The following is a 25,464-nucleotide window of genomic DNA, read 5'->3' on the forward strand; positions in this document are numbered from 1 at the left end:
GGCCCGATTGGGTCGTGATCGACCATGGCCGGGGCGGATGTCAGCGGTGGCGCTTAGGCTGGCCGGGTGTCCAATTCGCCGGTGAGAGCGCAGGCCGAGGGGGCCGGGAGAGTGTCCGGGGAACAGAATTCCGCTGTGGGCGAACACGTGTCGGCCACGGCCAGGAAAGCCGCGAAAGCGGACAAAACGACGAAGGTGGCCAAGAGTGCCGCCAAGGTCGTCAAACCGTCGAAGAACGCGGCGAAGTCGTCCTCGGCGTCGAAGACCACGAGCTCCGCGAAGGCCGCGAAGGCCGCGAAGGCCGCGAAGGCGCCCTCGGCGTCGAAGGAGCCGAAGGCCCCGAGGGCGTGGAAGCCGGAATCGCACCTGGGGATGGTGCGCCGCGCCCGCAAGATCAACCGCGAGCTCGCCGAGGTCTATCCGTACGCCCATCCCGAGCTCGACTTCCGCAACCCCTTCGAGCTGCTCGTCGCGACCGTCCTGTCGGCGCAGACGACCGACCTCCGGGTCAACCAGACCACCCCGGCGCTGTTCGCGAAGTACCCGACGCCCGAGGACATGGCGGCGGCAGTTCCGGAGGAGCTGGAGGAGATCATCCGGCCGACCGGCTTCTTCCGGGCCAAGGCCAAGTCCCTGCTGGGCCTGTCCGCCGCTCTGCGGGACGACTTCGGAGGCCAGGTGCCCGGCCGTCTGGAGGACCTGGTCCGGCTGCCGGGCGTGGGCCGCAAGACGGCGAACGTGGTCCTGGGCAATGCCTTCGGCGTCCCGGGCATCACCGTGGACACCCACTTCGGACGGCTGGTCCGGCGGTGGAAGTGGACCGAGCAGGAGGACCCGGAGAAGGTCGAGGCGGAGATCTGCGCGATCTTCCCCAAGTCGGAGTGGACGATGCTCTCGCACCGGGTGGTGTTCCACGGCCGGCGCATCTGCCACTCCCGCAAGCCGGCCTGCGGCGCCTGCCCGATCGCCCCGCTGTGCCCGGCGTACGGGGAGGGGGAGACGGACCCGGAGAAGGCGAAGAAGCTCCTCAAGTACGAGATGGGTGGGTACCCGGGCCAGCGCCTGGCGCCGCCCCCGGACTACCCGGGCCGCCCGGCGGCGCCCCTGGGCACCGGTGACGAGTGACGGAACGAACCAGTGGGTGGAACGCGTTGTGAAGCCGGGGGTGCCTATGACGCGCGCTGAGGAACACACGTACGACCGCGGGACCGACCGCCCGGCACCGCCGGCCGGTCCCCGCCCGACCCCGCCGCCCTCGGGGATCGAGCCCACGGCCCCCCGCGCCCCCCGCCGAGCCCCGACCCCGCCCCCGGCCGCCCACCCCGCCCGGGCCGACACGCCCCCGGAAGCGCTCGCCCCCGGCGCCCAGGCACCACAGCGCACCGATCCCGCCGCCGCGGGCCGGGAGGCCGCCGCCCCGGACACGGCCGCCCGCCGGGAGGCTTCCGCCCCGGCCACCGCCCACCCGGAAGCCGCCGCCCCAGCCGCCCCCGTCGGCCACGCCCGCCCCGGCTCCGCCCATCAGGCCGCCTCCCATCAGGCCGCCTCCCGCCAGGCCGGTGCTACGCCCGCTGCCCGCCCGGGGCCGGACGGCCGTACGGCCCAGGAAGCCCAGGCGGCCCGGAGCGCGCCCCTCGACGGTCCCGCCGGTCCCGCCGCCCACAGCGCCCTCTCCAGGCGCACCGCGGGTGCCACCAGCACCACCAAGGCCACCGCGCGCACCGCCAAGGCCACCGCCCCCGCCACCAACCGCCCCACCGGCACCCCCAGCCCCACCCCCCACCACCCGCCCGTCGTCGTGAGCGAAGAGGGGTTGCCGGAGTGGCTGGAGCCGGTGGCGCGGGCGGCGCGTACCGTCGAGCCCGAGCAGCTCAGCCGCTTCCTGCCGCCCGAGCGCGGCGGCCGCCAGTCCGCCGTGCTGATCCTCTTCGGTGAGGGCGACCGCGGCCCCGAGCTGCTGCTCATGGAGCGCGCCGGCAGCCTCCGCTCGCACGCCGGGCAGCCGTCCTTCCCCGGTGGCGCCCTCGACCCCGAGGACGGCGACCCGGAGGGCGACGGGCTGCTGCGGGCCGCGCTGCGCGAGGCGGAGGAGGAGACGGGCCTGGATCCCGCCGGCGTACAGGTCTTCGGCGTGCTGCCCCGGCTCTACATCCCCGTCAGTGGCTTCGTCGTGACGCCCGTCCTCGGCTGGTGGCGGTCCCCGAGTCCGTTCCGGGCCGTCGATCCGGCGGAGACCGCCAGGGTCTTCACCGTGCCCGTGGCGGATCTCACGGACCCCGCCAACCGCGCCACGGCCGTCCACCCCAGCGGTCACCACGGTCCGGCATTTCTGGTCGAATCGGCTCTGGTCTGGGGTTTCACGGCCGGAGTGATCGACCGGATCCTCCATTTCGCCGGGTGGGAGCGCCCCTGGGACCGGGAGAAGCAGGTCCCGCTCGACTGGCGCTCATGACAGGCTGATCGCTGTGCTCCGCGGCCGGACGGGGCGACTGGGGCGACCGGAGACGAATCTGCGAGGCTAATGACGGTGAACGTGCTGGACATTCTGCTGCTGGTCGCCGCCGTGTGGTTCGCGATCGTCGGGTACCGCCAAGGCTTCGTGGTCGGCATCCTGTCGGTGATCGGCTTCCTCGGCGGCGGTCTCGTCGCGGTGTACCTGCTCCCGCTCGCCTGGGGGCCGCTGACCGACAACGCCAAGGTGTCGACGACCGCCGCGATCATCGCCGTCGTCATCGTGATCGTCTGCGCCTCGGTGGGCCAGGCCTTCACCACCCACCTGGGCAACAAGCTGCGCCGCCACATCACCTGGTCGCCCGCCCGGGCGCTGGACGCCACCGGCGGCGCCCTCGTCAACGTGGTGGCGATGCTGCTGGTCGCGTGGCTGATCGGTTCCGCCCTGGCCCGTACGTCCCTGCCCACGATCGGCAAGGAGGTCCGCAACTCCAAGGTGCTGCTCGGCGTCTCCGAGGTGATGCCCGCGCAGGCCTCCACCTGGTTCACCGACTTCACCTCCGTACTGGCGCAGAACGGCTTCCCGCAGGTCTTCAGCCCGTTCGCCAACGAGCCGATCACCGAGGTCCGCGCCCCCGACCCCGCGCTCGCGGGCAGCCCGGTGGCCGCCCGCGCCAAGAGCTCCATCGTCAAGGTCGTCGGTACGGCGCCGAGCTGCGGCAAGGTCCTCGAAGGCACCGGCTTCGTCTTCGCCGAACGCCGCGTCATGACCAACGCGCACGTCGTCGGCGGAGTCGACGAGCCGACCGTCCAGATAGGGGGCGAGGGCAGGCGGTACGACGCCAAGGTCGTCCTGTACGACTGGCAGCGCGACATCGCGGTCCTGGACGTGCCGGACCTGGAGGCCAAGCCGCTGAAGTTCACGGACGCGGACGCGCGCAGCGGCGACAACGCGATCGTCGCGGGCTTCCCGGAGAACGGCGCGTACGACGTCCGCTCGGCCCGCGTACGCGGCCGGATCAACGCCAACGGCCCGGACATCTACCAACGCGGCGAGGTCCGCCGCGATGTGTACTCGCTGTTCGCGACCGTGCGCCAGGGCAACTCCGGCGGCCCCCTGCTCACGGCGGACGGCAGGGTGTTCGGGGTGATCTTCGCGAGGTCCCTGGACGACCCGAACACCGGGTACGCCCTGACGGCGGACGAGATCCGCCAGGACATCGAGCTCGGCCGGACGGCCAACCAGCAGGTCGACAGCCAGGGCTGCGCCCTCTGACCGGCGCCACCCGGCACCCCGAACCCCAAACCCCGCGCCCCGATCCCCGAGGCGCGTGCGCGGTACCCCGAGGCGCGTGCACTCGCGCCCTCGGGGAGTGGGGGACGGGCGCCCGCGCACGGCCGGCGTCCAGGCCCGGAGGGGAGTCACCCGTACGCCTCAGGCGTCGACCGCGCCCATGCTCCGGATGCCTCCGCGCGGAAACGCCGCGGCCGGGCGCACGCGCCCCGCGTACGCTCCGGCGCTAGCCGCGCGTATGCCGCAGGCGGGCGGAGACCCAGCGGGCCCGGCGGCGGAGGATGCGGGAGATCCCGAGGCGGGGGTCCGGCCCCTGGCCGGCCGGCGGGCCGCTCCTCGGGGGGATCGGCGCAGAGGCCGAGCGGCGGTTGCGTGCTGCGTCAGCGTAGTCGTGCGTCCAGCCCATACCCCGACGTCTGCCCGGGCCCCAAGGTCGGTAACCGCCCCGGGGCCCGCCAATTGGCCTATGCGCCAGGCAATTGGCCGTTCGTCGCACAACCAGTTCGTCGTGCAACCGTACGACCATCCAAAGCGCGACAGCCAAGCAGCAACCACGCGGCGACCAGGTGACGGCCAAGCAGCCGGCCAGGTGACTACCGGTCCGGCTCGGGGTCCTTCAGCCAGTTGATGAGCTCCGTCGAGAACGCCACCGGGTCCTCCTCATGGGGGAAGTGACCCAGCCCGTCGAACAGCCGCCACCTGTACGGGGCTTCCACGTACTCGCCCGAACCCGCCGCGCTGCGCGTGCGCATCGCCGGGTCGAGGGAGCCGTGCAGATGCAGCGTCGGGACCCGTACGGGCCGCTTCATGCGGCGGTTGAACTGGATTCCGTCCGGGCGGGCCAGCGACCGCACCATCCACCGGTACGGCTCGATCGAGCAGTGCGCCGTCGACGGGATCGTCATCGCCCGCCGGTACACGTCGATCACGTCCTCGCCCAACTGCTGTCCCGGCCCCGACCAGTCGCGGATCAGCCTGCCCACCAACGCCCCGTCATCGGCGACGAGCTGACGCTCCGGCAGCCAGGGCCGCTGGAAGCCCCAGACGTACGAGCCGGCGCGCGACTGCGAGAAGTCGGACAGCATCGCCGAACGCCACCGCCGGGGGTGCGGCATCGACGAGACGGCCAGTCGGCGCACCAGCTTCGGCCGCATCACCGCCGCCGTCCACGCCAGGTACCCGCCCAGGTCGTGGCCGACCAGCGCCGCGTCCGGCTCGCCGAGCGAGCGCACCACACCCGTGATGTCGAGCGCCAGGTTCGCCGGGTCGTAACCGCGCGGCGTACGGTCGCTGCCGCCCACGCCCCGCAAATCCATCGCGACCGCCCGGAAACCGGCATCGGCGAGCGCGGGGAGCTGGTGCCGCCACGTCCACCAGAACTGCGGGAAGCCGTGCAGCAGCAACACCAGCGGGCCGTCGCCCATCTCGGCGATGTGGAAGCGTGCCCCATTGGCGGCCACGTCGCGATGTGTCCAGGGACCATCGATCCGTACGGGACTGCCGGTGCTGCTCTCAGGGACGGTCATGCAGACGAGCGTGCCACAACCCCGGCCTCGTCCTTGCCCTGAAGGGCGGGACGAACCGGACGGGACGAACCGGCGACGGACACCTCACGCGGGTGCGGCTTGGCGTTGCCGAGCACGGCGGCCGTCTGCTTGGCCGAGGCGATGGACCGCTCCGGCGGCTTGACCTTCTTGAACTTGGACACCGCGACCAGCGCCAGCAGCCCCGCCAGCAGCAGGTACGCGCCGCCCACGATGAGGAAGGACCAGGCGAGCCCGAGCCCCAGGTTGTGGATGCCGTACGCGGCGGCGAAGCTCAGCACGGGAAGCGAGAAGAGCGCGAAGACGCCCGCGACGCTGATGGCCGCACCGCCCATCACGCCGCGCTTGACGTCCTGTCGCAGTTCGGCCTTGGCCAGCGCGATCTCGTCGTGCACCAGCGCGGACATCTCGGCGGTCGCCGAGGCGACCAACTGACCGAGGCTGCGCTCGGCGCCGGGTCCACCATTCTCGGCGGGGTAGCTCATCGTCTCGCTCCCTCTTCTCTCCTACGGTCCGACCTCAGATCATGCCGGACGGTCGCCGTCTGCGCGCGATGCCCCCGCCACTTCCCCCGTACCGGCCGTCGTGCCCGCGTCGGCTGTCGCGCCCGTACCGGCCGTCTTACCCGTACCGGCTGTCGTGCCCGCGTCGGCCGTCTCGCCGGCGGCGGCCGCCGCCTCGGCCAGGCGCCGGTGCTCGGCGGCCTTCTTCTCGTGGATCGCCGCCATCCGCAGGTGGTACGCCGGGTCGTGCAGCTCGTACACGTCCGGTATGCCGTCCATGTCCTCGTCGCGCTCCTCCTCGGCGAGCAGCGCCTGGTACTTCCGTACCCGCAGCTTCAGCAGGATCGCGGCGAGTACGGCGGCGATGAGCGAGCCCATCAGGACGGCCGCCTTGACCTCGTCCGTCAGCGCCTCGTCCCCGGCGAAGGCCAGCTCGCCGATGAGCAGCGAGACGGTGAAGCCGATGCCCGCGAGCGTGGCGACGGCGAAGAGGTCCGCCCAGGTCAGGTCCTGGTTGAGCTCCGCCCTTGTGAAGCGGGCCGCCAGCCACGTACCGCCGAATATGCCGACCGCCTTGCCGACCACCAGGCCGAGCACCACGCCAAGGGTCACGGGCTCGGTGAAGACATCCGCCAGCGCGCCGCCGGAGACGGACACGCCCGCCGAGAACAGCGCGAACAGCGGCACCGCGAAACCGGCCGACAGCGGTCGCACCAGGTGCTCGATGTGCTCGCCGGGGGAGTGGTCCTCGCCGTCACGGCGGGTGCAGCGCAGCATCAGGCCCATGGCGACGCCGGCGATGGTGGCGTGGACGCCGCTGTTGTACATCAGGCCCCAGATGACCAGGGCGAGCGGCACGTACACGTACCAGCCGCGCACGCCCGTGCGCAGCAGCACCCAGAAGACGACGAGACCGGCGGCGGCGCCGCCGAGCGCCGCGAAGTTCAGGTCGCTGGTGAAGAAGATCGCGATGATCAGGATCGCGAACAGGTCGTCGACGACGGCCAGGGTGAGGAGGAAGGCGCGGAGCGCGGACGGCAGTGAGGTGCCGATGACGGCGAGCACGGCGAGCGCGAAGGCGATGTCGGTGGCGGTCGGGACCGCCCAGCCGTCCAGGGAACCGCCCCCGGTGACGTTGACCAGCACGTATACGAGGGCGGGGGCGATCATGCCGCAGAGCGCGGCGATCACGGGGAGTGCGGCCGCCTTCGGGTCGCGCAACTCGCCGGCGACGAGCTCGCGCTTGAGCTCGATCCCCGCGACGAAGAAGAACACGGCGAGCAGTCCGTCGGCCGCCCAGTGCTGGAGGGACAGGTCCAGCCCGAGGGCGGCCGGGCCTATGTGGAAGTCGCGAACGGATTCGTAGCTGCCGCTGATCGGGGTGTTCGCCCAGACGAGGGCGGCGATGGCGGCGAAGAGGAGCAGGACACCGCCGACGGTCTCCGCGCGCAACGCGTCCGCGATGTACGTCCGCTCGGGAAGCGGCAGCCGGGCGAGGAACGTACGCGGGGTGCTGGGGCGGGGAGCTGTCACGGCGGTGGACCTCCGGTCGGTTCGGCGGGCATGGCGAAACACATGCCGACCAGACTTCCCGGCGCACCCTGAAGCTCATGTTGTTGACGCGGTCCTTACACCCTACCCGGCGTGCGCAAGGGCATATCCGGCGAATGTCACCTTATGCGCGAAGAGGGCATCCGGCGCGTCGTCGCCGGATGCCCTCTCGGTGTGATCGAGGCCCGTCAGTCCTCGCTGGCGGCGGACGGCAGCTTGGACTGGATCAGGTCCATGACGGACGAGTCCGTGAGCGTGGTGACGTCACCGAGCTGGCGGTTCTCGGCGACATCGCGCAGCAGGCGGCGCATGATCTTGCCGGAGCGGGTCTTGGGCAGCTCGGCCACCGGCAGGATCCGCTTCGGCTTGGCGATCGGGCCGAGCGTGGCGCCCACGTGGTTGCGCAGGTCGGCGACGAGGGTGTCGTCCTCGCTCGCCGTGCCGCGCAGGATCACGAACGCCACGATGGCCTGACCGGTCGTCTCGTCGGCCGCGCCCACGACCGCGGCCTCGGCGACCTTGGGGTGGGAGACCAGCGCGGACTCGACCTCGGTGGTGGAGATGTTGTGGCCGGACACCAGCATGACGTCGTCCACGCGCCCGAGCAGCCAGATGTCGCCGTCGTCGTCCTTCTTGGCCCCGTCACCCGCGAAGTACTTGCCCTCGAAGCGCGACCAGTAGGTGTCGATGAACCGCTGGTCGTCGCCCCAGATGGTGCGCAGCATCGACGGCCACGGCTCGGTGAGCACCAGGTAGCCGCCTCCGCCGTTGGGGACCTCGTTCGCCTCGTCGTCGACGACCGTGGCGGAGATGCCCGGCAGGGGCCGCTGCGCCGAACCCGGCTTGGTCTCCGTGACGCCCGGCAGCGGCGAGATCATCATCGCGCCGGTCTCGGTCTGCCACCAGGTGTCCACGATCGGGGCCTTGCCGCCGCCGATGTTGTCCCGGTACCAGATCCACGCCTCGGGGTTGATCGGCTCGCCGACCGACCCCAGGACGCGCAGCGACGACAGGTCGAACTTCGCGGGGATGTCGTCGCCCCACTTCATGAACGTACGGATGGCGGTGGGCGCGGTGTAGAGGATGGTCACGCCGTACTTCTGCACGATCTCCCAGAACCGGCCCTGGTGCGGGGTGTCGGGCGTGCCCTCGTACATCACCTGCGTCGCGCCGTTGGCCAGCGGCCCGTACACGATGTACGAGTGGCCGGTCACCCAGCCGATGTCGGCGGTGCACCAGTAGACGTCCGACTCCGGCTTGAGGTCGAAGACGGCGTGGTGCGTGTACGCCGCCTGGGTGAGGTAGCCGCCGGAGGTGTGCAGGATGCCCTTGGGCTTACCCGTCGTGCCGGACGTGTAGAGGATGAAGAGCGGGTGCTCCGCGTCGAACGCCTCGGGGGTGTGCTCGGTGGACTGACGGTCGACGATGTCGTCCCACCACACGTCCCGACCCTCGGTGAACGCCGTGTCCTGGCCGGTGCGGCGCACCACCAGGACGTGCTCGACCTGCGGGCACCTGGAGACGGCCTCGTCGATGGCCGGCTTCAGCGCGGACGGCTTGCCGCGCCGGTAGCCGCCGTCCGCCGTGATGACGAGCTTGGCGTCGGCGTCCTGGATGCGGGAGGCGACGGCGTCGGCCGAGAAGCCGCCGAAGACGACCGAGTGCGCGGCGCCGATACGGGCACAGGCCAGCATCGCGACGGCGGCCTCGGGGATCATCGGCATGTACACCGCGACCCGGTCACCCTTACGGACGCCCAGTTCGGTCAGCGCGTTGGCCGCCTTGGAGACCTCGTCCTTGAGCTCGGCGTACGTGATGGCCCGTCCGTCACCCGGCTCGCCCTCGAAGTGGATGGCGACCCGGTCGCCGTGCCCGGCCTCGACGTGCCGGTCGACGCAGTTGTACGCCACGTTGAGCTTGCCGTCGGCGAACCATTTCGCGAAGGGCGGGTTCGACCAGTCGAGGGTCTCGGTCGGCTCGGTGGCCCAACTGAGCCGACGTGCCTGCTCGGCCCAGAAGCCGAGCCTGTCCGCCTTGGCCCGCTCGTACGCGTCCGCCGTCACATTGGCGTTCGCAGCCAGCTCGGCGGGCGGTGCGAAGCGCCGCTCCTCCTTCAGGAGGTTGGCCAGGCTCTCGTTGCTCACGACATCTCCCATTCCCAGGGCGTCCGATGTGTCCCAGCCCATAGCTCATCAGCCCGATGCCCCGGGTGACAAGAGCATCCGGCCTATTGGTTTAGACCTCTTCGGGTGAACGGGGCGACGGGACCGGTGGTCAAGTGGCCCCTCCTCCTCGGGCGGTGGGGAGAAGGGGCCACCGCTCACTCCCACGGACGGGACCCGCCGAAGGTTCACCACCGAAGGTTCACCACCGGTGGCTCGCCGCCGAAGGCTCACTGGCGGAGGCGTACCGGCCGGCGCGGCGGTCAGGCGGGTGCCCCCTCCCTGGACGACGGCCGGGAGGGCGGACGGGTGGCGGGGTGGGAGGAGCCGTGGGAGGAGGCGTGGGAGGAGCCGTGGGAGTCGGCGTCGGCGGAGGCACCCGCGGAGGTGTCGGGGGAGGACGCGGCGCAGGACGCCGGCGCGGAGGCGGGCGAGGTGGTGGGCGGAGCCGTGCTCGTCCAGGCCCTGCCGGTCGGGGCCACCCACTCGAAGACGGCGCCTTCCCCGTCGCCACTCGTACTCGTACTCGCACGCGTGTCCGGGTCCGGGTCCGGGTTTGGGGCCGGGTCCGGGCCCGGCTTCGGGTCGGTCAGCAGGTACGCCTGCGCCTCACCCACGTGGAAGTACATGCCGTGCAGTTCCAGCGTGCCCTCCGCGAGGCGCCGCGCCACGGCATCGTGGGCCTTCAGGTGCTCCAGTTGCTGGACCACATTGGCCAGGCACAACTGCTCGGCCGCGTCGGCCGGCAACCTGCCCGTGCAGTCGCCGGACGGGCCTCCGGAGAGCCGGGCCCAGGTGCGGTGCGCGCTCTTCATCCGCTCCAGGCTCGGCAGCCCGTGCCGCAGCCAGCGCCGCAGCGACGTCTCGGGCGCGTCCGGGTCGCTGCTCAGCAGGGTCTGCATCGCCCCGCAGTCCGAGTGCCCGCACACGGTGATGGACTGCACACGCAGCACGTCCACCGCGTACTCGATCGCGGCCGCCACCGAGTCGTCCCCGCTCTCCGCGCCCGGCAGCGGCACCAGATTGCCGACGTTGCGCACGGTGAACAGGTCGCCCGGACCGCTGGCCGTGATCATGCTCGTGACCAGCCGGGAGTCGGCGCACGTCAGGAAGAGCTGCGACGGCCGCTGGCCCTCCCGCGCGAGCCTCGCCAGCTCCTCGCGCACCAGTGGTGCCGTATTGCGCTGGAAGGAGCTGAGCCCGCTGGCGAGCTGGTGCCCCTTCAGGTGGTGCTGCTGGGGCTCGGCCTCGGGATGTTCGCCGCAGTGGTGGTTGCGCCAGGGTGTCCACGGGCGGCAGCAGGCGTGGGCGCCCGCGCCCGGCTCGGCGATCCGCACGCCGGTGCGGCCGGTCATCTTGACCTGCCCACCCCGGGCCAAATGGGACATCTGCCAGTCCTGGAGGGTCTCGTACGCCGCATGGTCCATGAACGAACCGTCCAACTCGACGACGGCGTCCGCCCCCTGCGGGATCTGGTGCAGTGCCCGGCTCAGCCTGGGCACGGCGAGGAACGTCAACTGCCCTCGGATGCGGATGTGTTCGACGCCCTCCTCGGTCTCCCTGGTGATCCGTGTCCTGGTCAGCCGGTGCATGGCGACACCGCTGGCCACGACGATGCCCAGCGCCACGCCCTCCAGGATTCCGATCAGGACGACCCCGGACACCGTCACGGCGTACACGACCACTTCGCGGTGGCGGGTGACGCTGCGGATGTGGGTGATGCTGACCATCTGGATGCCGATGACCATGACGAGCGCGGCCAGCGCGGGCAGCGGGATCAGATCCAGTACGGGTACGAGGACGAGGGCGGCCAGCACCACCCACAGGCCGTGCAGCATCGTGGAGTGCCGGCTCACGGCACCCGCCGACACATTGGCCACGCTGCGTACGGCGACCCCGGCGACCGGCAGTCCGCCGAGCGCCCCGGAGACGATGTTCGCGGCGCCCTGTCCCGCCAGCTCCCGGTCGAGGTTGGAGCGCGGTACGTGCACCGTGACGTTCTTGCGGGCGGCCGCCAGCTTGTCCACGGCGACGGCCGACAGCAGGGACTGGACGCTGGTGACGAGCGTGATCGTCAGGACGCCGGTGGCGATACCGAGGACGGGTCCCTCCGGCAGCCCGGGCAGCGCGTGGCTGCTCCAGGAGGGCAGGTCCACGCGGGGTACGCCGATCCCGGCGACGACGGCCAGTACGGTCGCGGCGGCCACGGCGGCGAGCGCGGCCGGCACCGTCCGCAGGGCGCGGCCGAAACGTCCGGGAAGCCGCGGCCACGCCAGCAGGACGACGACGGTCACGGCGCTCACGGACACGGCGGCCGTGTGCAGGTCGGCCAACTGCCCGGGCAGGCCCAGGAAGTTGTCCACGGCGGAGCTCTGCGGCGTACCACCGAGGACGACGTGGAGCTGGGCGAGGGCGATGGTGACGCCGATTCCGGCCACCATGCCGTGGACGATCGCCGGGGAAACGACGAGGGCCGAGCGGGCCACCCGGAGTGCGGACAGTGCGAGTTGGGCGAGCCCCGCCATGACGGTGATGGCACAGGTGGTGCGCCAGCCGTACTTCTGGATGAGCTCGGCGGTGACCAGGGTGAGTCCCGCGGCGGGCCCGCTGACCTGGAGCGGTGAGCCGCCGAGCCGGCCGGCGACGATGCCGCCGACGGCTGCGGCCACCAAGCCGGCCTGAAGCGGGGCGCCGGTGGCGAGCGCGATGCCGAGGGAGAGCGGCAGCGCGATGAGGAACACGGCGATGGAGGCCGACACGTCGGCGCCCGCGACGGGGAACCGCCGGCCGCCTCCCGAAGAACCTCCGGACGGCGGCGGACTGTGCGGCCTCTTGAAGCGTGGTCTCGCGGCGTCGAGGAACGCGCGGCCAGGACGGCTGGTACGGCCGGTACGGCCTGTGCGGTGACTGTGGGTGGGGCTGGTGCGTGCCGGGATGCAGGCAGTCATGGGTTCCCGTCTCCTCCGGGGCGGCGCGGTCGCGGTTACGTGCGGGCGGAACGAACGTGGGGTCGCGGCCGTGGGTCACGGCGTATAGCGGCGGGAGCTTGCCAACTCTCTGTAAACAGATCGTAATGCAGAGTAAAGACTCCGGCATTATTTTCGATGCAAATGGGGCAATGTTTCATCCCATTCAGTGATTAGTCGTTCTAGTACGGCTTGTCGTATCTTCACACCCACTTTCGTGGTGCGACGTTGACGGCGCTCGCAGCAGAGACCTCCGTGGACCACGAGAAGGGTGGGCGGAAGATGGCCGCCAGGAAGAAGAACGCCACGCACGGAACCGCCGCCCACGACGACACGGTCCGCAGCGCCGCCGCCCGGCCGTCCGCCGCCCGCCCGTTCGCCGCCCGCGGCACCGGCACCGGGCGGTTCCCCGGGCGCGCGCCCGGGGCGGCGGTGGCGGCCGGGGTGACCGCGGCACTGGTCGCCGGGGTGGCCGGATGCGGCGGCTCGGACGACGACACCAGGGGCGCGGGCGGGCCCCAGCGGCCCGCGGCGCCCAAGAGCGTGGTCCGCCTCATCGGCGACGGCTCGACCGCCTACACCGGTGCCCAGCCCGGACTGCACAAGCCGCAGCGCCTGAAGCCGGGCGAGAAGCCTCCGCAGTTCGTGGTCTTCTCCTGGGACGGCGCCGGCGAGGACAGCCAGAAGCTGTTCTCCCACTTCCGCGAGGTGGGCCGGAAGTACCGGGCGACGATGACGTACTTCCTCAGCGGCGTCTACCTGCTGCCGGAGGAGAAGTCGACGCTGTACGACCCGCCCGGTCACGCCCCCGGCCGCTCCGACATCGGCTTCAACGACACCGAGGGAATCCGTGACACCGTGCGCGAGCTGCGTGGCGCGTGGCAGGAGGGCAACGAGATCGGCACGCACTTCAACGGCCACTTCTGCGGCCCGGAGAGCGGTGTCGGCACCTGGTCGGTCGAGGACTGGAAGAGTGAGATCTCCCAGGCCAAGTCCTTCGTCAAGAACTGGAAGACCAACTCCGGCCTCACCTCCGAACAGCCCTTGCCGTTCGACTACGAGACCGAACTGATCGGCGCCCGCACCCCCTGTCTGGAGGGCCGGGACAACTTCGTCCGCGCCGCGAGCGAGCTCGGGTGGCGCTACGACACCAGCGGCATCAATAACCAGGTGTGGCCCGGGAAGGACCGTGGCCTGTGGGACCTCTCGCTCCAGATGATCCCCTTGCCGGGGCGGTCGTTCGAGACGCTGTCCATGGACTACAACTTCATGGTCAATCAGTCGGGGACGGCCAAGGGCGCGCCTTCCATGCACCAGTTCTGGGGCGACCAGTTCCGTGACGGGATGCTCCAGGCCTTCGACCGCGCGTACAACGGCAACCGTGCCCCGCTGATCATCGGCAACCATTTCGAGTCCTGGAACGGCGGCACGTACATGCGTGCCATCGAGGAGACGATCGCGAACGTCTGCGTCCGCAGCGACGTGCGGTGCGTGTCGTTCCGGCAGCTCGCCGACTGGCTGGACGCGCAGGACCCCGCCGTACTGGCCAAGCTCCGCACCCTGAAGGTCGGGGAGAGTCCGGAGGGCGGCTGGACGGCCTTCCTCGCCGCCCAGCCTTCCGCTGCTCCGGCGTCCGGCGCGGCCATGCCCGCCGGTCCGCCCGCCGGTCGGCCCACCGGTCCGTCCGGCGCCGCCGCCCGTCGTCAGGCCGGCTGAACGGCGTCGATCCCTTCACCGAGTACGAAGCCGGGGTCGACCTGCGCGGCCAGGTCGGCGCCCGTCTTCGCGTTGCCCCAGCTCTCCGCGTTCTTCAGGTGGAAGTGCACCATCTGGCGGGTGTAGCGCTCCCAGTCGCGGTGCCGGTACGAGTCGTCCGCGGCGTTCTGGAGGGACTGGAGCGCCATCCGGTTCTCGGCCTCCAGCAGCTCGAAGCGCGTGGGGCGGCCCTTCTCCATCGAGCGGACCCAGTCCGAGTGGCCGACCGTGACCAGCAGGTCGTCGCCGATCTCCTCGCGGAGGAAGTCGACGTCCTCCATGCCCTGCACCTTGTTGCCGACGACCCTGAGCGCGACGCCGAAGTCGCGTGCGTACTCCTTGTACTGGCGGTAGACGGACACCCCCTTGCGGGTCGGCTCGGCCACCAGGAACGTCATGTCGAAACGGGTGAACATCCCGGAGGCGAACGAGTCCGAGCCGGCCGTCATGTCGACGACGACGTACTCGTCGGGCCCGTCGACCAGGTGGTTCAGGCACAGTTCCACCGCGCCGACCTTCGAGTGGTAGCAGGCCACCCCCAGGTCGGACTCGGTGAACGGCCCGGTCGCCATCAGCCTGATCTCGCCGTCGTCCAGGAGGACCGGGCGGGCGCACGCCTCGTAGACGGGGTTCGCCTCGCAGACCCGCAGCAGTCGCGATCCCTCACCCGGCGGTGTCGTCTTGATCATCGTTTCGGCGGACGGGATCCGCGGATTGGTGCCGCGCAGGTACTCCTTGATCAGGGGCAGGTGCGCGCCCATCGCCGGCAGCGCGGCCGCCGCTGCCTCGTCGAGGCCCAGGGCGGCCCCGAGGTGCTGGTTGATGTCGGCGTCCACCGCGAGGACGGGGGCCTCATTGGCGACGAGGTGGCGGATGAAGAGCGAGGACAGCGTGGTCTTGCCGCTGCCGCCCTTCCCTACGAAAGCGATCTTCATGTTCAGATAGCGTAGCGGCGCGTAGCGGAGCCATTGCGGGAAGTCGCCGGTACGTATGAGGAACGCCACTCCAAGGTGGGGCCGCCGGTGCCGGGCGCGTAGCCTCGCTACTTATGAGTACGAATCCCGCTGACCCGCTGGTCGCGCTGGGGACGCTGCCCGGTGTGCCCGATGTCGTGGACTCCGTTCGCAAGGCCGTCGACCGGGTCTACGGGCACCGCGTGATGCGGCGCCGCAGCAATGAGGTGACCTCGGAGGCGGCGCTGCGCGGCGCGCGCGCCTCGGCGGCCCTGTCCGGTGCGGACTGGGCGCTGGAAGAGGTGCGCCGCCGTACCGACTTCGGCGGTGACGAGGAGGCGCGGACGGTCGGTGCCGCGCTGCGGCTGAGCGCCGAGGCGGGACAGCTCCTGTCCATCTGGCGCCAGTCGCCGATGCGTGTGCTGGCCCGGCTCCACCTGGTCGCGGCGGGCGAGGCGGGCGCCGCGGACTCGGTCGGGCGGCCGAGGCGGGACGGTGAGCCCGTCGACGAGCCGCTGATCGACGCGCCGCTGCCGGACGCCGATGAGCTCGCGGGCCGGCTGGAAGGGCTGGCGGACCTGATCGTCGCGGGTGGTTCGGCGCCGGCGCTGGTGACGGCCGCGGTGGTGCACGGCGAGCTGCTGGCGCTGCGGCCTTTCACCTCGTACAGCGGGCTGGTCGCGCGGGCGGCCGAGCGGATCGTGCTGATCGGCAGCGGGCTGGACCCGAAGGCCATCTGTCCGGCGGAGGTCGGTCACGCCGAGCAGGGGCGCGCGGCCTATGTCGCGGCGTTCGAGGGGTACCTGTCCGGTACGCCGGAGGGCATGGCGCAGTGGATCGCGCACTGCGGGCGGGCGGTGGAGCTCGGCGTCCGTGAGTCGACGGCGGTCTGCGAGGCGCTCCAGCGCGGCGCGGCGTAGGGCGCGGCATCGCGGCGCAAGGACAGCGCGGCGGCGCGGAGGAAGGTCCCGGACAGGATCGCGGTGAAGTCCCGGACAGGGTTGCGGCGGTACCGCTGAACGGTACCGCCGCTGGCACGTCCGCCGAGTTACCATGCGTCCTCGATATGTGCCCATCAGGCGGGGACTTTGCCCGACGCCTGGTGCGGCTGGCCCGTAATCGACGGGTCGACGTCGCGTGGGTGCTCAGCTTTCGTGCTGTTCGGTCCGTGGGGCCTTCTTGCTCAACAGGTAATCCTTTCGGATGTCCTCGGTCTCGCGGGCCGTTAAGTCCTTTGTACTACCGTCCGGGGGGATGCGAAAGCCCTGGCTCCACTTTTTACTTTTGGGGCCGGATGCCCGGTTACCTGGCCTCTTGGGCCCCGCTCGGAGCCCGCTCGGGCTCCGCTCGGAGCCCATCGGGTACCCGCTCGGGCCCGTCGGGTACGTGCTGAGCCGTCCGGGATGACGTCACGCCGACTGGCGGCGCCGGTTGGCGTACCAGACGAGGCCGGCGGTGGCCGCCGCCGCGCCCACCGCCGCCGCGGCGACGAGCGCGGGACGCGGTGGCATCCGGAAGGCGGGCAGGCGCTGCTTCAGCCGGACCGGGCGGTTGAAGACGAGAACCGGCCAGTCGCGCGCCGCCGCCTCCCGGCGCAGCGCGCGGTCGGGATTGACCGCGTACGGGTGCCCGACGGCCTCCAGCATCGGCAGATCGGTGGCCGAGTCGCTGTACGCGTAGCAGCGGGAGAGGTCGTACCCCTCTGTTTCGGCCAGCTCGCGGATCGCTTCCGCCTTGGTGGGGCCATAGGCGTAGTACTCCACCTCCCCGGTGAAGCAGCCGTCGTCGCCGACGACCATCCGCGTCGCCACGACCCGGTCGGCTCCGAGGAGCTCGCCGATGGGTTCGACGACCTCGGCGCCGGAGGTGGAGACGATCACGACGTCCCGGCCGGCGGCGTGGTGCTCCTCGATGAGGGAGGCCGCCTCGTCGTAGATGATCGGGTCGATCAGGTCGTGCAGGGTCTCGGCGACCAGCTCCCTGACCTGCTGGACGTTCCAGCCCTTGCAGAGGGCGGAGAGGTACTCACGCATCCGCTCCATCTGCTCGTGATCGGCGCCGCCGGCCAGGAAGACGAACTGGATGTAGGCAGTCCGCAGTACGGCGCGGCGGTTGATCAGACCGCCTTGGTAGAAGGACTTGCTGAAGGTCAACGTCGATGACTTCGCAATGACCGTCTTGTCCAGGTCAAAGAAGGCTGCTGTGCGCGGCAAGGAGTGGTTTTCCACGAGCCCGAGCATAGGTGCCCGCCATTCGGCGTACGCTGGGGCGTGTGGGTTTGCCTGAGAAGGCTCTCGGGTACACCATGGAAGTCACGGATCGTTCGCGACCGTGCTAACCCGGTCCGGCTCCTCCCCCCCCGAGTCGGCCGGAGAGACGACCCCCGCTCTCCCCCCCGGCGGGGGTCGTCGCATGTCCGGACGCGTTTTCGCCCGTGTCCCGCGGCTTGAACCGATCATTTGACTCTTCCCTCCGCCGCTCCGGCTGGACGCTCGTGTCGCCGGCTCTTCGTCACTCAGTGTAGTCGTTGCGCTGCTCTGTGGAAGTCGCTGGTATGGGCTAACGGGATATTCACAAGCGGTGAGTTGTCCACAGTTTTTGAGCAAGATCCACTTCTTTTCCGGAAGCCGTGCACCGTGATTCCGGTCGCGAAGTCCGCGGATGCGGGGAATCGCAGATCTCTCATCCGCGAGGACGGGGCGGGACTTCGTGTCGACTTCACGCCGACTTCGTACCGCCCGTCGTGGCGTATCGCACGGACAGGACAACGGAGAAGACAGGGGAGAGGGGGCGGAGATCATGGCCGGATCCATCACATCCGACCGGGCGCCGGCCGTCGAGGGGCGGCGGGCCGGACCGCTGATCGTCACCGAGGACATGGAGCTGCTCGACGACCTGCTGCGGCTGTGCGCCGCGGCGGGCGCGCACCCGGAGGTGTACCACTCGGTGCCCGAGCGCGGCACCTGCTGGGAGACCGCGCCGCTGGTGCTGGTGGGCGACGACGCGGCCGCCCGGTGCCGGGGTGCGGCACGGCGGCGTGGCGTGCTGCTCGTCGGACATGACCAGGACGATCCCGGTGTGTGGCGGCGGGCGGTGGAGATCGGCGCGGACTGCGTGCTGCGGCTGCCCGACGCCGAGAGCTGGCTCGTCGACCGGATCGCCGACGTGGTCGAGGGCGCCGGGCGGCAGGCGCTGACCGTCGGCGTGATTGGCGGGCGCGGTGGTGCGGGGGCCTCGACGCTGGCCTGCGCGCTGGCCGTCACGGCGGCCCGCGACGGCCGGCGAACGATGCTCGTGGACGCTGACCCGCTGGGCGGAGGGCTCGACGTCCTGCTCGGCGGGGAACAGGCGGAGGGGCTGCGGTGGCCGGATCTCGCCGCTTCCAAGGGGCGGGTTGCCGGTGGGGCGCTGGAGGAGTCCCTGCCTTCTCTGCGCGGGCTCCGGGTCCTGAGCTGGGACCGGGGCGACGCGGTGACGATCCGGCCGGAGGCGATGCGGTCGGTGCTGGCGGCGGCGCGCAGACGCGGCGGCGTGGTGGTCGTGGACCTGCCGCGCCGGGTCGACGACGCCACGGCCGAGGCGCTGGCGCAGTTGGACGTCGGGCTGCTGGTCGTGCCTGCCGAACTGCGGGCCGTCGCGGGCGCCAAGAGGGTGGCGTCCATGGTGGGCATGGTGCTGCGGGACCTCCGCGTGGTGGTGCGCGGGCCGTACGCGGCCGGGGTCGATGATCAGTGGATCGCCGAGGTGCTCGGCCTGCCACTGGTGGGCGAACTTCCGGTGGAGCCCGGCCTGTTGGCGGCGCTGGACGCGGGCGCCCCGCCGGGCGACAGCGCGCGGGGGCCGCTGGGCCGGTTCTGCGCGGCGTTCTGGGAGCGGGCGCTCGCCGGGGAGAGTGCGCCGTGACGGCCGCGCTGCTGGAGGCCGTCCGCCAACGTCTCGTGGAGAGCGGCACGGAGCCGACCCCGGCCGGTGTGGCGGCGGCACTGCGGGCGCAGGGCAGGTTGCTGGGCGACACGGAAGTGCTGGGTGCGGCCGAGGAGTTGCGCTGCGAACTGGTGGGGACCGGTCCGCTGGAGCCGTTGCTCGCCGATCCGGCGGTGACGGACGTGCTGGTGTCGGAGCCGGACCGGGTGTGGGTGGACCGGGGCGCCGGGCTGGAGTTGTCGGGCGTGGCGTTCCGCGACGCGGCGGCGGTGCGCAGGCTGGCGCAGCGCCTGGCGGCGGTGGCGGGGCGGCGGCTGGACGACGCCCGGCCGTGGGTGGACGCACGGCTGCCGGACGGGACACGGATGCACGCGGTGCTGCCACCGGTGGCGGTGGGTTCGACCTGCCTGTCGCTGCGGGTGGTGCGGCCACGCGCCTTCTCCCTGGGCGAGTTGACCGTGGCGGGGACGGTGCCGCCGGGCGGGGAGGAAGTGCTGCGGGCGCTGGTGGAGGCCCGGGTGTCGTATCTGATCAGCGGCGGTACGGGGTCGGGGAAGACGACGCTGCTTTCCACGCTGCTGGGCCTGGTGGGTGAGCGTGAGCGGATCGTCCTGGCCGAGGACTCGGCCGAGTTGCGGCCCGATCACCCCCATGTGGTGCGGCTGGAGGCCCGGCCGCCGAACCAGGAGGGCGCGGGCCTGGTGACCCTGCGGGACCTGGTGCGCCAGGCCCTGCGGATGCGCCCCGACCGGCTGGTGGTGGGCGAGGTGCGCGGCCCGGAGGTCACGGATCTGCTGGCCGCGCTGAACACCGGCCACGAGGGCGGCTGCGGCACCGTGCACGCCAACACCGCCGCCGATGTGCCGGCCCGCCTGGAGGCCCTCGGGACGGCCGCCGGGCTCGACCGGGCGGCGCTGCACAGCCAGGTGGCCGCCGGCCTGTCGGTGGTGGTCCATCTCGCGAGAGACCGGGCGGGACGGCGCCGGATCGCCGAGGTGCATGTGCTGGAACGGGACGTGCGGGGGCTCGTGGTCACGGTTCCCGCACTGCGATGGGGCGTCGAGGGATTCCGGCACGAGCGGGGCTGGGAGCGGCTGCGGTCGCTGATCGGGGGTGCGCCGTGGTGACGGGACAGCCGCTGTACGCGGCGGTGTGCGCGGGTGCGGCGGCCTGGTTCCTGCTGGACCGGGAGCGAGGGCCGCGGAGGGCGCGGCTGCTGTTCGCGGGCGTCGGCGGGACGGCGGTCCAGCCCCGGTGGTCCTGGCGACGGTGGGCGCCGGTGGTGCGGTTACGGCGCGAGTGGCTGTGCCTGGTGGTGGCGGTGGTCCTCGCGCTGCTGGGCCGGTCGGTACTGCCGCTCGTCGCGGGGGCGTGCGCGGTGCCGCTGGTGGGACGGCGGCTGCGGGCCCGGGAGCGAGCCCGGACGCGGGAGCGGCGGGCGGAGGCGGTGATCACGTTGTGCGGTGCCGTCGCCGGTGAGCTGCGCGCCGGGTGGCAGCCCGGGCAGGCGCTGCTTTGGGCGGCGCGCGGCACCGGGGCGCTGGGCGGTGAGGAAGCGGCGGTCCTGTCGGCGGCCCGGTTCGGGGGCGACGTGCCGGAGGCGCTGCGGCGGGCGGCGCGGGAGGACGGCGCGGACGGCCTGGCGGGTCTGGCGGCCTGCTGGCAGGTGGCCGTGGACGGCGGGGCCGGTCTCGCGGCGGGCCTGGACCGGCTGGAGGCGGCGCTACGGGAGCGGCGGGACCAGCGGGAACGGCTGAAGGCCCAGATGGCGGGTGCCTGGGCGACGGTGGGGTTGCTGGCGGCACTGCCGGTCGTGGCGCTCGCGATGGGCTGGGCGCTCGGCGCCGATCCGCTGCGGGTGCTCCTGCACACTCCGGCCGGCCTGGGCTGTCTGGCCGTCGGCGGGCTCCTGGAGGGCCTCGGCCTGTGGTGGGCCGGGCGGGTCGTACGGGCCGGGGAGGAGCCGTGAGCGGACAGCTCGTGGGGGCGGCGGTGGCCTTGGCGGCCGGTGTGGTGTGGCCGGTCTGGTCGGTGGCGGCGCGCCGACGGGAGCGCCGGGTACGCCGACGGGGCGCGGCCCTGCTGGGGTCCGGGCACGAGCGGCGCTGGGCCTGGCGGCCGGAGTACGGGGCCTGGGCGCGGCAATGGGTGGCGCCCGCCGGGGCGGTGATCTGCGGCTGGGTGCTGGTCGGCGGGATAACCGGGTGCGTGGTGGGCGTCGCGGCCGCGTACGGCGTGCGCAGGTGGCAGCGGCGCCCCCGCCCGGCCGGGGACGCGGGCGGCGAGGCTGCGCGTGGGCTCCCCCTCGCGGCGGACCTGCTGGCCGCGTGCCTCGCTGCCGGTGCGGGCCCGCGCGAGGCGGCGGAGGCCGTCGGGGCGTCGCTGGGCGGCCCGGTCGGCGGCGGGCTGGCCAGGGCGGCGGCCGAGCTGCGGCTGGGCGGCGAACCGAGCGAGGTGTGGGGCCGGTTCGGCGAGATACCGGGCGCCGGGCCGCTGGGGCGGTGTCTGGAGCGGGCGAGTGCCTCGGGTGCTCCGGCGGCGGAGGCGGTCTCCCGGCTGGCCGCCGGCCTGCGGGCCGAACAGGCGCGCCGGGCCACGACCCGCGCGCAGCGGGCGCAGGTACTGATCACCGCGCCGGTGGGGCTCTGCTTCCTGCCCGCGTTCCTCGCCGTCGGCGTGGCGCCGGTGGTCATCGCCCTGGCGGGCGAGCTGTTGTGACGGGCCGACATCTCAGTCGTGGACATCTCGACATCTCAAATGGGGGTTGTGGCATGTGGAATCGGATGGCGAAGGCCCTGGCGGCGCGGGTGCGCGGGCGGGGGCGTGGTGACGCGGGGATGACGACCGCCGAGTACGCCATGGGAACACTGGCGGCGGTCGCCTTCGCGGCCGTGCTCTACAAGATCGTCACGAGCGACGTCGTGTCGGGTGGGCTGGAGTCGGTGATCGGCAGGGCGCTCAATGCCCAGTTCTGACGCCGCCGGTGATCGCGGATCGGTGACGGCCGAGGCGGCGGCGGTCCTCCCGGCACTCGTGCTGTTCACGATGGCGCTCGTGTGGGCGCTGATGGCGGCCGCCGCACAGATCCAGTGCGTGGACGCCGCGCGGGCCGGGGCGCGGGCGGCGGCCCGTTCCGAGCCGCGCGAGCAGGCGGTGGCCGCGGCCCGCTCGGCCGCGCCGGACGGCGCCCGGGTGGCGGTCGAGCGGGCCGGGGACCTCTGGCGCGTCCGAGTGGAGGCCCCCGCACCCGGCCCCGGCCCCCTCGCCCTCACCCTCCACGCGGAGGCGGCCGCACTGGCCGAGGACACCGTGGGCGTGACGCCATGAGGGCCGGGGCTGGCGCCGTGGGCGGCCACTCGGACGGACACGTTGGCCCGGGCGCGGGCTTGGGGCGCGGCACGGAGGGCGGCGTGGGCGGCCTCGGCTCGGGCGGCCCCGGCTCGGGCGGCGGTGCGGGCCCGGGTGTAGGCGCCCGTCCGGGTGCCGGCTCGGGCGGTGGTGAGGGCCTCGGCTGCCGTCGCGGTCCGGGGCGGTGGTCGGATCGGGGGATGGCGACGGTGTGGGCGGCGATGGCGGGCATGGTGATGTGCGTGGTCTTCGCGGCGGTCCTGGCCCTGGGGCAGGCGGTGGCCGCGCGGCATCGGGCGGGCGGCGCCGCGGACCTGGCGGCGCTCGCGGCGGCGGACCGGGCGCTGTGGGGCGCGGCCGACGCGTGCGAGGCGGCGGACCGGGTGGCACGGGCGCAGGGGGCGGAAGTGGTGCGGTGCACGGTGCGCGGCGAGATCGCGGACGTGACGGCGCGGGCCCGGTTCGGGCCGTACGCGCCGGGGGTCAGGGCGCGGGCGGGGCCTCCTGGGGGGCTTCCGGGGCTCCCCGCAGCAGTTCCGTGAGCAGGCGGACGGCGCCCCGCTTGTGCAGGGGGTCGTTGCCGTTGCCGCACTTGGGCGACTGGACGCAGGAGGGGCAGCCGGCCTCGCACTCGCAGGACGCGATGGCGTCACGGGTCGCGGTGAGCCATTCCCGGGCGGTGTGGAAGGCGCGCTCGGCGAACCCCGCGCCACCCGGATGGCCGTCGTACACGAAGACCGTCGGCAGCAGGGTGTCCGGGTGGAGCGGGACGGACACGCCGCCGATGTCCCAGCGGTCGCAGGTGGCGAAGAGCGGCAGCAGGCCGATGGACGCGTGCTCGGCGGCGTGCAGGGCGCCGCCCAACTGCTCCGGGTTCACCCGTGCGGCGTCCAGTTGGTCCTCGGTGACGGTCCACCACACGGCGCGGGTGCGCAGGGTGCGCGGCGGCAGGTCGAGTTTGGTCTCGCCGAGCACCTCGCCGGTGATCAGGCGGCGGCGGAGGAAGGAGACGACCTGGTTGGTGACCTCGACGGACCCGTAGCACAGGCGTCCGTCCCCCCAGGGGACCTCGGTGTCGGTCTCGAGCACGGAGATGGCGGTGGTGTCACGGGCGGTGGTGGAGTACGGCGGGTTGGCCTCCTCGACGAGGGCGACGGAGTCCTTGAGGTCGAGCTCCTTGACCAGATAGGTGCGGCCCATGTGGAGGTGGACGGCGCCCTCGTGGACGGCGGCGTGGGCGGCCGACTCGTCGACCGTGCCGAGCAGCCGGCCCGTGCCCGCCTCGACGATCTGGACGGGGCTGCCGCCCTCGCCCCGGATGTCGGTGAGGTCGGCGGCGCGTTCCCGGCGGGTCCAGTACCAGCCGGACGCGCGCCGCCGCAGCAGGCCGGCCGACTCGAGCTGGGGCAGCAGCTCCGGGACGGCCGGGCCGAACAGGGCCAGGTCGGCATCGGTGAGGGGGTGTTCCGCGGCCGCCGCGCACAGGTGGGGGGCGAGGACGTACGGGTTGTCCGGGTCCAGGACGGTCGACTCCACCGGCTGGCGGAACAGCGCGTCCGGGTGGTGGACGAGGAACGTGTCCAGCGGGTCGTCACGGGCCACGAGCACCGCGAGCGCCCCCTGGCCGGAGCGTCCCGCGCGGCCCGCCTGCTGCCACAGCGAGGCCCGGGTGCCGGGATAGCCGGCGATCACCACGGCGTCCAGGCCCGATACGTCGATGCCCAGCTCCAGGGCGGTCGTCGCGGCCAGCCCGAGGAGTTCACCCGAGTGCAGGGCCCGCTCCAGGGCCCGGCGCTCCTCGGGCAGGTAGCCGCCCCGGTAGGCGGCGACGCGCTTGGGCAGCGAGCGGTCGACCTCCGCGAGGCGTTCCTTGGCGATGACCGAGATCAGCTCGGCACCGCGCCGGGAGCGCACGAAGGCGACCGAGCGGACGCCCTGGACGGTCAGGTCCGTCAGGAGGTCGGCGGTCTCGGCGGTGGCGGTGCGGCGTACGGGGGCGCCCTGCTCGCCCTGGAGTTCGGTGAGCGGCGGCTCCCACAGGGCGAAGACCAGCTCCCCGCGCGGGGAGGCGTCGTCGGCGACCTCGCGGACGGGCAGGCCGGTCAGACGCCCGGCGGCGAGGGCCGGCTGGGCGGCGGTGGCGGAGGCGAGGAGGAAGACGGGCGAGGAGCCGTACCGGGCGCAGACGCGGCGCAGGCGGCGCAGCACCTGGGCGACGTGGGAGCCGAAGACGCCCCGGTAGGTGTGGCACTCGTCGATGACGACATAGCGCAGGGCGCGCAGGAAGGAGGACCAGCGCGGGTGGGAGGGGAGTATCCCCCGGTGGAGCATGTCGGGGTTGGTCAGTACGTAATTGGCGTACTGGCGGACCCACTCACGCTCCTCGACGGGCGTGTCGCCGTCGTACACGGCGGGCCGGATCCGGTTGCCCAGCGGGGCGGCCAGCGCCTTCACCGAACGCCGCTGGTCGGCGGCGAGGGCCTTGGTGGGGGCGAGGTAGAGGGCGGTCGTGCCCCGCCCGTTGGGTGCCTCGGAGCCGTCCAGCAGAGTGGACAGGACCGGCGCGAGGTAGGCGAGGGACTTGCCGGACGCGGTACCGGTGGCGATCACGACCGACTCGCCGTCCAGCGCGTGCTCGGCGGCGGCCGCCTGGTGCGCCCAGGGGTGCTCGATGCCCGCCGTTTGGATGGCGTTGATCACTTCTGGACGGATGCGATCGGGCCAGACTGCATGGCGACCCGCTCTTGGGGGCAGGTGCTCCGTATGAGTGATGCGCGCAGCCCGGTTCGCCCCTGCGGCGAGCCGGTCGAGGACCGTACCGGGGGAGGGGCGGGTGTCCCCGCTCTCGGGAGGTCGACTGGGGCTGTGATTCATGGCCATCGGCACCGAGTGTGTCACCGGCCTGACGGACAATGCTCCCAAGGCGTCGTGCATGGCTGCTGGTAAGTGATTGAATGCCATCGCGGCTGGCGATCCGTCCCCTGGCTCCGTCCGGAGAATCCGAGGGGCGACC

Annotated in this window: 21 protein-coding genes; 12 read left to right on the forward strand and 9 right to left on the reverse strand. The window is 72.6% G+C overall.

The window, feature by feature from the left end; genetic code table 11:
* The first annotated feature begins 111 nt into the window (after nt 1-111).
* The 3 genes from nth to ACZ46W_RS18100 all read left to right on the forward strand — a co-directional run bounded on the left by nth (nt 112) and on the right by ACZ46W_RS18100 (nt 3,727).
* The gene (gene nth / locus ACZ46W_RS18090; RefSeq protein ID WP_468338457.1) at nt 112-1,125 is read left to right on the forward strand and encodes an endonuclease III; all 1,014 of its coding nucleotides are present in this window, start codon (nt 112-114) and stop codon (nt 1,123-1,125) included.
* A gap of 673 nt (nt 1,126-1,798) precedes the next feature.
* A complete protein-coding gene (locus ACZ46W_RS18095) occupies nt 1,799-2,452 on the forward strand; it encodes an NUDIX hydrolase (RefSeq protein WP_468338804.1) in 654 nt (217 codons plus the stop codon).
* A 75-nt stretch (nt 2,453-2,527) separates the two neighbouring features.
* Nucleotides 2,528-3,727, forward strand: a complete 1,200-nt coding sequence (locus ACZ46W_RS18100; protein WP_468338460.1) for a MarP family serine protease — start codon at nt 2,528-2,530, stop codon at nt 3,725-3,727.
* 244 nt (nt 3,728-3,971) lie between these two features.
* Here the strand turns inward: ACZ46W_RS18100 and ACZ46W_RS18105 are convergent, their stop codons facing one another.
* The 6 genes from ACZ46W_RS18105 to ACZ46W_RS18130 form a co-directional block, all read right to left on the reverse strand.
* Entirely contained in the window at nt 3,972-4,151 is a 180-nt protein-coding gene (locus ACZ46W_RS18105) for a hypothetical protein (protein WP_084898261.1), read from the reverse strand.
* 187 nt (nt 4,152-4,338) lie between these two features.
* Nucleotides 4,339-5,271: an alpha/beta fold hydrolase gene (locus ACZ46W_RS18110; protein ID WP_468338465.1), complete on the reverse strand. Its 933-nt coding sequence runs from the start codon at nt 5,269-5,271 to the stop codon at nt 4,339-4,341.
* Complete coding sequence (locus ACZ46W_RS18115; RefSeq protein WP_468338468.1) at nt 5,268-5,774, reverse strand: phage holin family protein; 507 nt, start codon at nt 5,772-5,774, stop codon at nt 5,268-5,270. The genes ACZ46W_RS18110 and ACZ46W_RS18115 overlap by 4 nt, the downstream gene beginning before the upstream one ends.
* Nucleotides 5,775-5,813: 39 nt before the next feature.
* The gene (nhaA, locus tag ACZ46W_RS18120; RefSeq protein ID WP_468338471.1) at nt 5,814-7,325 is read right to left on the reverse strand and encodes a Na+/H+ antiporter NhaA; all 1,512 of its coding nucleotides are present in this window, start codon (nt 7,323-7,325) and stop codon (nt 5,814-5,816) included.
* Nucleotides 7,326-7,531: 206 nt separating this feature from the next.
* Nucleotides 7,532-9,487: an acetate--CoA ligase gene (gene acs / locus ACZ46W_RS18125; protein ID WP_468338474.1), complete on the reverse strand. Its 1,956-nt coding sequence runs from the start codon at nt 9,485-9,487 to the stop codon at nt 7,532-7,534.
* 281 nt (nt 9,488-9,768) lie between these two features.
* Complete coding sequence (locus tag ACZ46W_RS18130; protein WP_468338477.1) at nt 9,769-12,453, reverse strand: bifunctional SulP family inorganic anion transporter/carbonic anhydrase; 2,685 nt, start codon at nt 12,451-12,453, stop codon at nt 9,769-9,771.
* A 300-nt stretch (nt 12,454-12,753) separates the two neighbouring features.
* On the opposite strand from ACZ46W_RS18130, the gene ACZ46W_RS18135 reads away from it, so the two are divergent.
* Nucleotides 12,754-14,187, forward strand: a complete 1,434-nt coding sequence (locus ACZ46W_RS18135) for a polysaccharide deacetylase family protein (RefSeq protein WP_468338480.1) — start codon at nt 12,754-12,756, stop codon at nt 14,185-14,187.
* Here the strand turns inward: ACZ46W_RS18135 and ACZ46W_RS18140 are convergent.
* The gene (locus tag ACZ46W_RS18140) at nt 14,175-15,161 is read right to left on the reverse strand and encodes an ATP-binding protein (RefSeq protein ID WP_468338483.1); all 987 of its coding nucleotides are present in this window, start codon (nt 15,159-15,161) and stop codon (nt 14,175-14,177) included. The two genes, ACZ46W_RS18135 and ACZ46W_RS18140, sit on opposite strands and share 13 nt — an antisense overlap.
* A 113-nt stretch (nt 15,162-15,274) precedes the next feature.
* Between ACZ46W_RS18140 and ACZ46W_RS18145 the strand changes: the two genes are divergently transcribed.
* Nucleotides 15,275-16,099 carry a Fic family protein gene (locus ACZ46W_RS18145; RefSeq protein ID WP_468338485.1) on the forward strand — a complete coding sequence of 275 codons (825 nt, stop codon included), beginning with the start codon at nt 15,275-15,277 and terminating at the stop codon, nt 16,097-16,099.
* Nucleotides 16,100-16,588: 489 nt separating this feature from the next.
* Here ACZ46W_RS18145 and ACZ46W_RS18150 read toward each other — a convergent pair whose 3' ends face one another.
* The gene (locus ACZ46W_RS18150; RefSeq protein ID WP_468338487.1) at nt 16,589-17,419 is read right to left on the reverse strand and encodes an HAD family hydrolase; all 831 of its coding nucleotides are present in this window, start codon (nt 17,417-17,419) and stop codon (nt 16,589-16,591) included.
* A gap of 559 nt (nt 17,420-17,978) precedes the next feature.
* Between ACZ46W_RS18150 and ssd the strand changes: the two genes are divergently transcribed.
* The 7 genes from ssd to ACZ46W_RS18185 all read left to right on the forward strand — a co-directional run bounded on the left by ssd (nt 17,979) and on the right by ACZ46W_RS18185 (nt 22,993).
* Nucleotides 17,979-19,082, forward strand: coding sequence for a septum site-determining protein Ssd (gene ssd / locus ACZ46W_RS18155; RefSeq protein ID WP_468338489.1), 1,104 nt, complete (start codon nt 17,979-17,981; stop codon nt 19,080-19,082).
* Nucleotides 19,079-20,230, forward strand: a complete 1,152-nt coding sequence (locus ACZ46W_RS18160) for a TadA family conjugal transfer-associated ATPase (protein WP_468338491.1) — start codon at nt 19,079-19,081, stop codon at nt 20,228-20,230. The genes ssd and ACZ46W_RS18160 overlap by 4 nt, the downstream gene beginning before the upstream one ends.
* Nucleotides 20,227-21,072, forward strand: a complete 846-nt coding sequence (locus ACZ46W_RS18165; protein WP_468338493.1) for a type II secretion system F family protein — start codon at nt 20,227-20,229, stop codon at nt 21,070-21,072. The genes ACZ46W_RS18160 and ACZ46W_RS18165 overlap by 4 nt, the downstream gene beginning before the upstream one ends.
* Nucleotides 21,069-21,821 (forward strand): type II secretion system F family protein, encoded by a 753-nt coding sequence (locus tag ACZ46W_RS18170; protein WP_468338495.1) that lies wholly within the window; start codon nt 21,069-21,071, stop codon nt 21,819-21,821. Before ACZ46W_RS18165 ends, ACZ46W_RS18170 begins: the two co-directional genes overlap by 4 nt.
* A 53-nt stretch (nt 21,822-21,874) precedes the next feature.
* Nucleotides 21,875-22,078, forward strand: coding sequence for a DUF4244 domain-containing protein (locus ACZ46W_RS18175; protein WP_468338497.1), 204 nt, complete (start codon nt 21,875-21,877; stop codon nt 22,076-22,078).
* Entirely contained in the window at nt 22,065-22,430 is a 366-nt protein-coding gene (locus ACZ46W_RS18180; protein WP_468338500.1) for a TadE family type IV pilus minor pilin, read from the forward strand. The genes ACZ46W_RS18175 and ACZ46W_RS18180 overlap by 14 nt, the downstream gene beginning before the upstream one ends.
* A 221-nt stretch (nt 22,431-22,651) precedes the next feature.
* Nucleotides 22,652-22,993 carry an Rv3654c family TadE-like protein gene (locus ACZ46W_RS18185; RefSeq protein ID WP_468338503.1) on the forward strand — a complete coding sequence of 114 codons (342 nt, stop codon included), beginning with the start codon at nt 22,652-22,654 and terminating at the stop codon, nt 22,991-22,993.
* Here ACZ46W_RS18185 and ACZ46W_RS18190 read toward each other — a convergent pair.
* Nucleotides 22,935-25,412, reverse strand: a complete 2,478-nt coding sequence (locus ACZ46W_RS18190; RefSeq protein ID WP_468338505.1) for a DEAD/DEAH box helicase — start codon at nt 25,410-25,412, stop codon at nt 22,935-22,937. The two genes, ACZ46W_RS18185 and ACZ46W_RS18190, sit on opposite strands and share 59 nt — an antisense overlap.
* Between the last annotated feature and the right edge of the window lie 52 nt (nt 25,413-25,464).

It is taken from the genome of Streptomyces sp. NPDC031064, assembly GCF_055570965.1.